Origin of the sequence: Microcystis sp. M061S2 (assembly GCF_020245605.1) — a bacterium.
In the GTDB taxonomy this organism is placed as follows: Bacteria; Cyanobacteriota; Cyanobacteriia; order Cyanobacteriales; family Microcystaceae; genus Microcystis.
The window spans coordinates 82702-95200 of sequence record NZ_JADBUP010000023.1 but is presented as its reverse complement, the minus strand read 5'-3'; the positions used below and the strand labels follow the sequence as shown (position 1 = coordinate 95200).

Here is a 12499-nt window from a genome sequence, read left to right as displayed (position 1 = left end):
CGCCCCTACAGGACGCGGGCCGATGAAGACGCAAGGTTTTGAACGACGATTCTCTCAAAATCTTGCACCTGTTTCGCGAGAAAAGCCCCAAAACCTTTACTTTGCCTACATTTCAAATTTATTCAGCAAACCCTACTTATCTAAAAAAATTGCGAGATTTTTTGGAAATTAATTAGAATGCCAAAAAGTTAGGAAAAACGCCCCCAGGCCACACCAATCAGGATAGTAACCCCGAAAAAGAGACGATACCAGACAAAAACCCAGGTACTCTGTTTTTTGAGATAATCTAATAACCAAGCGATCGAAAGATAGGAAAATATCGCCGAGGAAATTACCCCAATACCCAGGGGAATTAATTCACTGGTGTTAATCTGGTCGAGAACGCCTTTAAATTCCACTAAACCGGCTAAAGTTATCGCCGGAATCCCCAGCAGAAAGGAAAATCGCGCTGCTACGGCCCTTTCTAAACCCATGAATAACCCGGCAGTTAAGGTAGACCCAGAACGAGATACCCCCGGTATTAGGGCTAAAGCTTGGGCTAATCCCATTAAAACCCCGTCTTTTTGTCGCAAAGTCTCAAAACTGCGTTTATGTTTCCCGATTTTTTCGGACGTACCTAAGAGTAAAGACATGACTATGGAGGCACAGGCGATCGCTGTCATGCTTCTCAGGGGGGAGTTATCTAAATCGGGAATGAAAAGTTTCATTAACAAACCGAAGAAAACGATCGGAATTGTGCCTAGGATAATCCCCAGGGCTAAACGAAAATCCTGGGAACGATAATCGGAACTAGCCACCGCTTTCACCATTCCTGTGGATATTTGCCTTAAATCCTGCCAAAAATAGGATAATACCGCCGCAATACTGCCCAATTGAATCACTGCTGTATAGGTGACACCGGGATCTCCCCAACCCAAAAAGACGGGAATCGCTTTTAGATGAGCGGTACTGCTAATCGGCAAAAATTCCGTCACTCCCTGCACAAATCCCAAAAAAATCGCCTGTAACCAGTTAATTTTTGCCAGAGGTATGGTGCTAGTGGTTGATTGGGCAATGGCGGCGGGTGTAATCGCCAAAATCACCGTTATTATCGCTAGTCCTAGCCATTTATAGCTTTTTTTCAGGAAGGAAAACATCATTTTTCAGTAAAAAAAGGGGTTGGGGTGTGGGGAGAAGTGGGAATTATGAATTATCAATTATGAATTATGAATTGGGAGGTGGGGAAGTAGGGAGAGGGGAGAAGTGGGAATTATGAATTATCAATTATAGACCTCTTGCAAAAATCAAAAATCTTCCGTTAGGTGAGGAGTCAGAAGCCAGTAGTCGGTCGTCAGGAGAATTAAGAATGAGCATTAATCAATTAAATGCTCTATTTAGGGATTTTATGCAATTTTATGTCTATTTTTCTCATTTTTGCACTCTCAAAAATTAATTATGCAAGAACTCTTATGAATTGGGAGGTGGGGAAGTGGGGAGACCACTTCGTGCGCGTTGCGGGGGGAGACAGGAGACAGTATACAGGAGACAGAAGTAACTGATAACAAGGGACGAATCTAAAACCTTATTTCTAATCTTCTTTTTAGGTGGGAGAATTGCCAGATTCCTTCTTGGAGACTCTTGCCTGTTGCCTGTTGCCTCCTGTCTCCTGTCTCCTGATTTAAGCATAAATACTTGTTGACAACTCATAGTCGTTATGAGTACACTTAATTTATACAAACTCAAAATGAGTACGACTGAGCAATTAGGAGTTGACGATTATGCTACCAAACCGAGAAGGGCAGAGAGTTCCCGATGTCACCTTTCCCGTGCGTCAAAATAATCAATGGGTGAACATCACCAGCGAGGAATTATTCAAAGGAAAAACCGTTGTTCTTTTTGCCTTACCCGGGGCATTCACTCCCACCTGTTCCACCTCCCATTTACCCGGATATAACGAATTAGCCCCAGTTTTTCGGGAAAATGGCGTAGATACTATTGTTTGCTTGTCGGTGAATGATACCTTTGTCATGAACGAGTGGGCAAAAGACCAAGAATGTGATAATATCCTTTTAATTCCCGACGGTAACGGCGAATTTAGCGCAGGAATGGGGATGTTAGTCGATAAAGCTGACTTAGGTTTCGGTAAACGTTCTTGGCGCTATTCGATGCTAGTCAAAGATGGTGTTATCGAGAAAATGTTCATCGAACCGGAAGAACCGGGAGATCCTTTCAAAGTCTCCGATGCGGAAACGATGCTAAACTACATCAACCCAGAAGCCAAAAAACCGCCTTTAGTCTCTCTTTTCTCGAAAGTCGGCTGTCCCTACTGCCTCCGGGCCAAGAAAATGTTAGAAGAAAAAGGCCTACAATACGAAGAAATTATCCTCGGACGCGATGCCAGCAGTCGTTCTCTGCGGGCCATGAGTGGCAATACCACCACCCCGCAAGTCTTCATTAACGGGCAATTAATTGGCGGTTCGGAAGAATTAGCGGCTTATTTAGAAGCATAATCAATTATCAGCTAGATAAAGGACTAGGCATTAAGTTTAGGACATTCTTAAATTTTGCAACTGATTCACGGCTTACTGTTGCCTGTCACCTGTTACAAGGGCGCAGGACTTGCGCTCATAATGTAAACATAGTGAAGATTTTTCAGCCAATGTCCAAGAGAACCTTTTTTGTTTTTCAATTCAAGGAGAAAGATTATGGTAGCCACTCCAGTCAAAACCAAAACCACGGGACAATACTACGCCACTCGTATCGATTTAGCATTAGATATCCGCAAAGCTGTGGTTGAAATCTTAAGCCAAACCCTTGCCGCTAGTTTAGACCTAAAAACTCAGGTTAAACAGGCCCACTGGAATGTAAAAGGTTTAAATTTCTACCAATTGCACAGCCTCTTCGACGAAATGGCCACGGAATTAGAAGGCTATGGGGACATGGTAGCAGAACGGATTACCGCTTTAGGTGGAACCGCTTTGGGAACAGCGCGCATCGCTGCCGCTAACTCGATTCTCCCAGAATATCCGGCTGATATCGTCGATGGTAGTGAACATATCGTTGCTTTAGCCGAACGTTATGCCTTATACGCTTCCCATCTTCGTTCTGCTATTGATACCACTGGCAATCAAGGGGATGCAGACACAGCAGATCTCTATACAGAAATCTCCCGGGACATCGATAAACGTCTCTGGTTCCTAGAAGCGCATCTGATTAAATCGGAAGATGTTATCGAATAAATTTGGGGTGTGTTAACTTAGCTTAATACACCTTAAATTCTCGTAATCGGTAAACGTAGCCAATCACTTAACTGTTGTGCCAACCAATCTAATTCGGCTTCGCTAACATCTTCACTGGCAGTGATAACATATTCTCGATGGTTGGCAACGAGAACCAGAGAAGGAGGAATAATATTAACATTTTCTCCCTGCATAGTGACGGTGACATTGCGACGAATGAGACTATAAATTTCGCAACTAGCGGCATCGGCAGTTAGTTTAAATTTCAGCCCCCAGAGTTTTTGGTAGAAAGAAACTTTTTTGGGGGTAATTTTTAACTCTAGTTCCCCCTGCCAAAAAGATTTCCATAACTGCCAAGATAAACTAGAGGAGATTAAATTGAGCAGAAAAATTAGGATAATCGGGATTAAAAAAGCGACCAGTTTGAGATCATAAATACCGACTATGGTTAAGAGAATGATCGTAAAGAATAGGGATGGTAAAAACTGTCTTAACTGGGTTTTGAGATTGTTGAAAAACTTTTGTTTGGTTTTACTAGCGATTTTTATTTGCAGGAGATTATCTTTTTTATAAACAGTAACTTCGCTGCCGTAGGGTTTGGTCAGATTGCCAATAGATACTAAGATCAATTGACAACTATATAAGCTGGCTAAAGCTTCTGTCACCGAACGAAAATGAGGGTCTGGGGGGGAGTTTGATAATCTTTTTAACCAATAGATGAAAAAAGCACTTAGATTAGTTTTTTGCTCAAAGTTTTCGGGTATGTAACGATGCTTAATCCCCGTGGCTAAACTGATCAAACTTTTACCTAGATCCTGTAAGTCGGTGGTGGGAGAATCGGAATCAAAGACAAAATCAACTAGATAAAAACGATGGGACTGGGTATCAAAGAGAATATTACTAAGTTTAATATTGCCGTGGTTAAGGGGGACATCCTGCTGATGCAGATAGGAGAGAATCTCCAAAAGATATTTGGCAATTTGTTTGAGATCTTGTTCTGCTAATAAATAACTGGAGTTAAGATAGTTTTCTAAAGGCTGCGCTGATAAATAAGGTCGGACAATAGCGATGATTTGTTCCTGGGATGAATCTATCTCAAAGCTATCGAGGTATTTGGGGAGAGATGGGTGAGAGAGTTGTCGCAACAGGGCAATTTTACCAGTTATTTCTCCGATAAACTGACTCCCTTGACCCCTAGGAACAGGAATAAGTTTAATGATAACTAACTGGGTGGTGTGTCTGTCCCTCGCTAAGATAGTTTTTTTTCCTAGTAACTGTTGGACTTGATAACGACTATGGAGAACTCGATCGAGCATGGGGGAGGATGGAGTAAGTAGTATCTCTAGGATAGCTCACTCTGGAAACTCTAGCCGCCATCTTTAGCATCCTTTTAATATTTTAACAATTGATGAAAAATTCCCGTCTTACCTAGAAAGAATTGCTATAGTAGTCCTATTTCAGTTATACTTCGCACGTTCACAACTTAAACTTTTCCTTGTTAATATAGTTTCTCTATTTCCCGCCTTATTCGCCTAATCTTAATTTAATTGAAAGGCTGTGTAAATTTGTTAAAAATAAATGCTTATATGCCAAATATTATGAAAACTTTTATGAGTTTTCTTCTGCTATTTATGGATGTCTGAATGATGCCTATTTGAAACATAAAAATGAACTGGATTCCTTGCTAACTCCTACGATTTCAGAAGTTTAATAAATCTCAGATTATGACCATCTAAAGTATAAACAACCGAAAAAACCGGTGGTCTTATCTTTGCTGTCACCACAAGGTAAATGCCTACTGATGGACAGGAGACAATTCTTGCTCTTGCAGAAGCGGAGGCATCGAGATTATTGACAGTCTCCGCAGTGACAATTCTGGCACTTGTATCGCCTGTCCTGTGGCTCAAGTGACTATGCTAAAATCGGTCAACTAGAAATGACGAGAAACGATTTTTTCAATAGTCGCCTGGGTATCCTGCAGCAGTTTCTCGCGACTATCTCTAGTATTAGTCAGACTAGGCACGAGATTACGAGCTTGTAAAGCCATGTGAAGTTGTAGTTGGGCCACATACTCGCGGATATCTTCGCGGGTTTCCGATTGGTTGGGATGAAACATAGAGAAACTGGAAGGGTATGTCTAGCTGATGGGGGTCTTGTCGATAACTCCTATACAAGTTATCACGAGAGCTTAGGTTGCAGTCAAGGGTCGGCTCCAACTCTACACATTTCTCAACACAACTTATCTCTCTTCTGTCATTCTAGGCAGAAGAGAGTCATACTAAATTCGGTTATTAAAAACTGATTATTTATTCCCCCTATTGCCTCTTGCCTCTCCTCATAAGTAGCCTGCACTCAACGGATTTAGTATCAGTGGCACTTTACACAGACTGTGAGTCTCAGCCACCTGAGAAGATCACGCATATCACCCAAGGCAAGGGTTATAGCCGCAACTTGAGCGAAACGGTCTTGAACCATCCACTCCCGTGTCACCTCGTTTTCAGGCTCTTGAAAATATTGCTTTTTTTTCCCAAAGACAGTAAACTCAAATGTATTGTAAATGTATTTCAGATGAATTATGACTCTATATCTAGTAGAGGATGATCAACAAGAAAGGACAAAAGAACAAGTGAGCGAGATATTGGAGCGCATTGCCACACTCGCATCAAAATCCCAGGGAGAGTTAATCGAAGCCCTAATCGGTGAAACAGAAGGGCGGTTATTCCTGATTATCAAAGCGATTGATCGGGCCTCCCTCGAACAAGTACTAGAAAACGCTGGGCTAGGTTGGCAACTAATCAAGGAAATGCGCTTGATTGGGCAGGACTTAGCCACTGTGCGAGAGCGCAAAGACAAAGCCAACTATCTAGTACAGTGGAATTTACCCCCGGGGCTAACGATGGAAACTTACCTGCAACGAAAAGCGGAGAAAACCCCCCTTTATGCTCAAGTGCCGGAAGTCAGTTTCGAGCGGACCTATGTTTGCGAAGACTTGAGTAAATGTCTCTGTTTCTACGATAGTCCCGATGAAGCGGCGGTAAAAAGAGCCAGAGAAGTGGTCGGCGCACCTATAGATAGTTTGACCTCGATTGAAAATATTCACCCCTAGGAGAGAACAATTATGCTCGATCGAGGCTCCGAAATTCTTTCTTTTCTGGAAGAAAGAGCCACTGACCTCAACAACGGTACAGCTAATCTCAACGTCGGTTGGGCCCTAACCAAGCTAGGAGAATCGGGCTGGTTCGGCTATGCTATACCTGAAAGCTTAGGCGGCCGGGGTGGCTCCTTACTACAGGCAGTAGAGGCGATCTCCGCTGTGTCCCAATGCTGCCTGACCACCGGTTTTGTTTTCTGGTGTCAGCGCGTCTTCATTCAATATCTGGCAGCCAGTAATAACACTTATCTACAAAACAAAATTCTACCGGCTGTTCTCAAGGGAGAGATAGCCGGAGCGACAGGACTCTCCAACGCCATGAAGTACCTCGGCGGGATCGAGGAGCTGCGTTTACAGGCAAAGATCGAAGGAGAAAACGTCACTGTTAATGGCTTCCTGCCCTGGGCCTCTAACCTCGACTCTAACGGAGAATTCATAGTAGCCGTTGCCGCTCAAACCACATCTGGACAAACTCTTATCCTCGCCCTTCCCTCCTTCGCAGAGGGGTTAAAACGGGGTGAAGACCTACAATTATTGGGTTTACAAGCTTCCCGCACCAGTACCCTTGAATTCGATCGAGTTCAGTTATCTCACGACTGGATTATCAGCTTGGAAGCAGCAAAATTTTTACCCTCAGTCCGCCCCTGTTTCTTGCTGTTACAATGCGGACTGGCCCTTGGCATTACGCGTAAATCCCTTGGGGAGACAGAGAAAAGTTTAGGGGGAAAGGCAGCGGTAGCCAGCGATCGTTATTTCTTCGCCCGGGAGCGTCTGACTCGTCTAGAAAAGACAATCGAGCAATTCAGCACCCTAGAAAGCTTCGATCTCGGACGAACACGCCAACTATTCACCCTCAGAGTGGACATTACCCGGTTAGCGGTGGAATCCGTATGGTTAGAAGCGGAAATTAAGGGAGGAAAAGGCTATTTCCGTAATAGCGACACGGCCCGACGGCTGCGCGAGGTCGCCTTTTTACCTGTGTTAACTCCGAGCCTGATTCAACTGGAAAGAGAATTACAACGTCAGTCCTCTACCGATAAAATTCTCCCTGGCGAACTCGAGCGAGCGGGGGTGAGGCAATGAGTATCGCCACTGATTACCCCGTCCTCAGCCTAAAAAATCTCCATAAACGCTATAAAACCCGCCATGGCTACCGTACCGTTTTTGAGGATATTAACCTACAGGTGCGCTCCGGTGAGGTGGTTTGTTTGCTCGGGGCCAGTGGTTGCGGTAAATCTACCCTCCTTGCTACCGCCGCTGGTTTGCAAAGTGCCGATGGCGGAGAAATACAATTGCACTCACGACCCCTACAAGCACCAGACATCCGCAGCTCGATCGTCTTTCAATCCCCCGCCCTTTTACCTTGGTTAACCGTTTGGCAAAACGTGGCTTTTGGTTTGAAATTAAAGCGGATGCCCCGCCTCGATCATCAGCAATTGCGCGAAAGGGTTCACACCGCCGTTAAAAGCGTCAAACTAGAGGGCTTCGAGCGTGCCTATCCTCATCAACTATCGGGCGGTATGGCTCAGAGAGTTTCTCTAGCCCGCGTCCTTGCCCGCCGCCCCTCTCTCCTGCTCCTGGATGAGCCGTTTAGCGCCCTCGACGCGATCACCCGTTTCGAGATGCAAAAACTCCTCCTAGAAGTCATAGCTCTCTATAACAGCACGGTTCTCCTCGTTACCCACGACATCGACGAGGCCCTATTAGTGGCCGATCGAGTTCTTCTCATGGGCCGTCATCCGGTGGGCATCCGCCGAGAATGGACCATCTCGATGCCGAAACCCCGTTTCGAGTCAGCCAAGCTTTTGAGTGATCTGCGCCAGTCAATTTTTCAAGAATTAGCCCTTGTCATGACACTGTAAATCTATGAACCTACACGATAATTGTGCTTGTTGCGGCATGAGCCGTCGAGATTTCCTGAAACTTTCGGCACTGTTTACCAGTTCCTTCGGAGCAGCGATCGCCGCCGATAATTGGAATCTCCCCGTTCACGCCAATGCCAACGACCAGCCTGTGAAAATCGGTTATCTACCGATTACGGATGCCGCCCCCCTATTGGTGGCCCACTCGCGAAAACTTTATCAAGCGGAAGGTTTAACTGCCGAACAACCGCGCCTATTCCGCTCTTGGGCGCAGATTGTTGAAGCCTTTCTCGCCCGGCAGGTGAACGTTATTCATGTTCTTTTTCCCACCTCGATCTGGATTCGTTACGGGCGCAATTTCCCCGCTAAAATCGTCGCTTGGAACCATACCAACGGTTCAGCCCTCACCGTCCTTCCCGATATTGAAAATCCCAGGGAATTGGGAGGCAAAACGATCGCGGTTCCTTTCTGGTATTCCATTCATAATTTGGTCTTGCAACAACTCTTACAACGTAACGGGCTGAAAATAGTTCGCAAAGCCAAGGACGCGCCGATCGCTTCTAACGAGGTTAATCTAGTGGTTCTCCCGCCCCCGGATATGGTATCAGCCCTCGCCAATAAGAGCATCGGCGGTTATATCGTTGCTGAACCTTTCAACGCGGCGGCGGAAAATCTCAAAACCGGTAGGGTTCTCCGTTTCACCGGCGATGTCTGGAAGAATCACGCCTGTTGCGTTGTCTTTGTTCACGAGGAGGATATTAGGCAACGGAAACAATGGACGCAGAGGGTGGTAAACGCCCTCGTTAAAGCTCAACTCTGGTCCCGGGGCAATCGCTCCGAAGTAGCCCGGATTCTCTCTAAAGATGGTGGAAAATATACCCCTCACCCGCTGCCAGTATTGCAACGGGCGCTTACTTACTACGATCGCAATTTCTATAAAAAAGACGGGGCGATCGAGAATCCAGCTTGGCAGGTCAACCGGATCGATTTCCAGCCCTATCCTTTCCCTTCCTATACGGAGGAACTGGTACGCTTACTAAAAATCACTCAGGTAGAAGGAAATACCGATTTTCTCCAAAAACTGCAACCCCGACAGGTGGCCCGGGATCTGGTGGATGACTCTTTTGTCCGTAATGCCTTGCAACAGGTGGGCGGACCGAAAGCTTTCGGCTTACCGAATAATCTCTCCCGCATCGAGACGATCAAATTTTAAAGGTCTGAACCCATGAAGTTACAATCTTTGACCTACCCGCCAAGAGCTTTACTCCCCTTATGGGGTATCGGTTTTGGATTATTGCTCTGGTGGCTATTTACCAGTCCTCTATGGCACTCAAACCCGATTTTAAATGATTTTTCCCCTGAGCGATCTTTTGTCGCTTTATTACGTCTTTTTGTTGGGGGGGAGATTATGCCCCATATCCTCACCAGTTGCCGCCGGGTTATTGTGGGCTTGGTTCTCGCTAGTGCCATCGGTGTGCCGTTGGGGGTATTAATCGGGTTGTATCGCTCCCTTGAATCGGCTTTGTCGGCCCTATTTCAATTTCTACGCATGATCTCGCCCCTTTCTTGGATGCCTTTAGCGGTGATGGTTTTGGGAATTGGTGATCTACCTGTGTATTTTTTGCTGACGGTGGCGGCTATCTGGCCGATCCTTCTCAATACGGCTGCTGGGGTTAACGCGGTTGATCGCTCTTGGTTGACTTTAGCCCGCAGTCTCTGTGCTACCCGAGGGGAAACGGTTTTCCAGATTATTCTGCCTGCGATCCTCTCCCATCTCTTAACTGGTTTCCGTTTGGCTATAGGTATTATCTGGATCGTTCTTGTACCGGCGGAAATGCTGGGGGTTAGTGCGGGTTTGGGTTATTATATTCTTGATACACGCGATCGACTCGCTTATTCAGAGTTGATGGCGGTGATTCTCGTTATTGGCGCGATTGGTTATCTGCTCGATTGGGGTTTGCGTCTGGCTCATCGCTCTTGGACGCATCAAGATTAGCCTATTGGTTCGACTATTTCCCTAAACCTATTTTAATCCCACATTCCGCACCCTAAGTGTCACAAGGTCTCAAAAGAGGGAGGGGCGTGAGTCAAAATACTTATCTAGAGGAGTTAGTTGGCGGCAAGCTGCCACCAACTAAGCCGAAATTTTCAGGGTTCCTCCGCTCATTCTCAATAAATAGTGCTTGTTGAGAATGAACGGGCAATCGGACTTAACATCTAGCGGGAGATGTTCGAGTTGCTCGCTTTGTTTTGTCACCCCTTGAAATCAATCCATCTGGTCAAGATAAGTAGTCGTGCAAAATTAATTTCTTGGTTAGGATAGGCAAAAGGCAAGAGGCAAAAGGCAAAGGCTTTATCGAAATGTGTAATTAATTTTGCTTAGGTACTTAACTCTCAAGTGATGAATTGTTTCTCCCCACACCCCACTTCCCTATCACCCCACTTCCTCAATGGAATTACACGGCAAAGCCACAGTTGTTCTAGATTTGCAATTTATTAAATCCTCATTCCTAACTGAAATGCCCACTACCCCATCATTTGCTGACATTAGGGGGTTGATCGCCTCGACACCGGTGATCAATGGAAGTTTCGATGATATTATCTTAGTGCATGGAAATCCACTCTTGATTTAGGACTGTATATCATGACCCACGCACCTATATCCCCAGTCGTGCTGGTTATCCTTGATGGTTGGGGTTATCGCCCGCAAAGGTCGGATAATGCGATCGCAATGGCGAAAACCCCGATTATGGATAGTCTCTGGGAAGTGTATCCCCACACCTTCATCCGCACCTCCGCTAAGGATGTGGGACTACCAGAAGGACAGATGGGCAACTCGGAAGTTGGCCACCTGAATATCGGAGCGGGGCGAGTTGTACCACAGGAATTAGTACGAATTTCCGATGCGATCGAAGATGGTTCGATTCAACAAAATCAGGCTTTATTAAAACTCTGCGACGAGATTCGCCCTAAAAAAAGCAAATTACACCTAATTGGTTTATGTTCTGAGGGAGGAGTCCATTCCCATCTCGATCACTTACTGGGATTATTAGACTTAGCGAAAGTGCAAGGGATTAGCGATGTCTGCATTCATGTCATCACCGATGGTCGCGATACCAATGTCACCGACGGAATGCCGGCGATTAAACGGATTCAAGAACATATTAATAAGATCAGTCTCGGTCGCATGGTGACTCTCAGTGGGCGTTATTATGCCATGGATCGGGATCGCCGTTGGGATCGGGTGGAAAAAGCCTATAACGTGATGACCAGTGATCAAGGTATTGACGGGCGATCGATTACTGAAGTATTACAGGCATTTTATGATCAAAATATTACCGATGAATTTATTCCCCCCACCAGAATTGCACCAGGGGCGATCGAAGCAGGCGATGGGGTGATATTCTATAATTTCCGTCCCGATCGAGCTAGACAGTTATGTTATGCCCTGACTATGCCCGATTTTGAAGATTTCGAGCGAGATTTAATTTCTCCGCTCAGTTTTGTCACTTTCACCCAATACGATCCGAAATTACCGGTAGATGTGGCCTTTGCTCCCCAGAATTTAAATAATATTTTAGGACAGGTGATCGCTCAACAGGGATTAAAACAGTTTCGTTGTGCGGAAACCGAAAAATATCCCCACGTCACCTACTTTTTTAATGGGGGGTTAGAAAAACCCTTTGAGGGAGAAGTGCGCGAATTAATTCCCAGTCCAAAAGTCGCCACCTATGACCAAGCTCCGGCCATGTCGGCAGCCGCGGTGACAGCAGCGGTCTGTGGGGCGATCGAACAGGGGATCTATAGTCTGGTGGTAGTCAATTACGCTAACCCCGATATGGTGGGTCATACGGGCATTTTAGATGCGGCCATGAAAGCAGTGGAAACGGTGGATCTATGCTTGGCTAAGTTGTTAAGTAGCATCAATAAATTGGGGGGAACAGTGTTAATCACCGCCGACCACGGTAACGCCGAAACGATGGTGGATGAGTCGGGTAATCCTTGGACGGCCCACACGACTAATCCCGTTCCTTTAATTTTAATTGAAGGGGAAGGGAGAAAAATACCCGGCCACGGTGGCGATGTGCAGCTGCGGGATGATGGTCGTTTAGCCGATATTGCCCCCACTATCCTAGAAATTCTCCAAATTCCCGTCCCGATAGAAATGACAGGGCGATCGCTGATTAAACCAGCCGAAGTGGAAATTAAAGCCAGTCGCACTCCCGTCCGCATCTCGCTTTAACGAGTAAAAAGTCAATAAAGGGGAA

General features: G+C 45.8%; 11 protein-coding genes and 1 pseudogene. 9 read left to right on the top strand and 3 right to left on the bottom strand.

Translation table 11 applies throughout. The features are described from left to right. Positions 1-188: 188 nt before the first annotated feature. Complete coding sequence (locus IM475_RS05210; protein ID WP_287726898.1) at positions 189-1139, bottom strand: undecaprenyl-diphosphate phosphatase; 951 nt, start codon at positions 1137-1139, stop codon at positions 189-191. 618 nt (positions 1140-1757) lie between these two features. On the opposite strand from IM475_RS05210, the gene IM475_RS05205 reads away from it, so the two are divergent. Further along, a complete protein-coding gene (locus IM475_RS05205; RefSeq protein WP_287659073.1) occupies positions 1758-2489 on the top strand; it encodes a glutathione peroxidase in 732 nt (243 codons plus the stop codon). 195 nt (positions 2490-2684) lie between these two features. Then, complete coding sequence (gene dps / locus IM475_RS05200; protein ID WP_287659074.1) at positions 2685-3218, top strand: DNA starvation/stationary phase protection protein Dps; 534 nt, start codon at positions 2685-2687, stop codon at positions 3216-3218. A 32-nt stretch (positions 3219-3250) separates the two neighbouring features. Here dps and IM475_RS05195 read toward each other — a convergent pair whose 3' ends face one another. Continuing rightward, entirely contained in the window at positions 3251-4534 is a 1284-nt protein-coding gene (locus IM475_RS05195; protein WP_287659075.1) for a protein kinase domain-containing protein, read from the bottom strand. A gap of 194 nt (positions 4535-4728) precedes the next feature. On the opposite strand from IM475_RS05195, the pseudogene IM475_RS05190 reads away from it, so the two are divergent. After that, a pseudogene (locus IM475_RS05190) lies at positions 4729-4954 on the top strand (transposase); the annotation flags it as partial. Positions 4955-5148: 194 nt separating this feature from the next. Here IM475_RS05190 and IM475_RS05185 read toward each other — a convergent pair. After that, a complete protein-coding gene (locus tag IM475_RS05185) occupies positions 5149-5334 on the bottom strand; it encodes a hypothetical protein (RefSeq protein WP_002731861.1) in 186 nt (61 codons plus the stop codon). A gap of 459 nt (positions 5335-5793) precedes the next feature. Here IM475_RS05185 and IM475_RS05180 point away from each other — a divergent pair, with 459 nt between their 5' ends. The 6 genes from IM475_RS05180 (at position 5794) to gpmI (ending at position 12474) form a co-directional block, all read left to right on the top strand. After that, complete coding sequence (locus IM475_RS05180; protein ID WP_287726897.1) at positions 5794-6324, top strand: DUF4242 domain-containing protein; 531 nt, start codon at positions 5794-5796, stop codon at positions 6322-6324. Positions 6325-6336: 12 nt separating this feature from the next. Beyond that, positions 6337-7452: an acyl-CoA dehydrogenase family protein gene (locus IM475_RS05175; RefSeq protein WP_287726896.1), complete on the top strand. Its 1116-nt coding sequence runs from the start codon at positions 6337-6339 to the stop codon at positions 7450-7452. Continuing rightward, positions 7449-8231: an ABC transporter ATP-binding protein gene (locus tag IM475_RS05170; RefSeq protein ID WP_004159510.1), complete on the top strand. Its 783-nt coding sequence runs from the start codon at positions 7449-7451 to the stop codon at positions 8229-8231. Before IM475_RS05175 ends, IM475_RS05170 begins: the two co-directional genes overlap by 4 nt. Before the next feature lie 4 nt (positions 8232-8235). Next, the gene (locus IM475_RS05165) at positions 8236-9444 is read left to right on the top strand and encodes an ABC transporter substrate-binding protein (RefSeq protein WP_287726895.1); all 1209 of its coding nucleotides are present in this window, start codon (positions 8236-8238) and stop codon (positions 9442-9444) included. Between the two features lie 12 nt (positions 9445-9456). Beyond that, positions 9457-10227 carry an ABC transporter permease gene (locus IM475_RS05160; protein ID WP_287659080.1) on the top strand — a complete coding sequence of 257 codons (771 nt, stop codon included), beginning with the start codon at positions 9457-9459 and terminating at the stop codon, positions 10225-10227. A 648-nt stretch (positions 10228-10875) separates the two neighbouring features. Further along, positions 10876-12474, top strand: coding sequence for a 2,3-bisphosphoglycerate-independent phosphoglycerate mutase (gene gpmI, locus IM475_RS05155; protein WP_287726894.1), 1599 nt, complete (start codon positions 10876-10878; stop codon positions 12472-12474). Positions 12475-12499 lie beyond the last annotated feature (25 nt).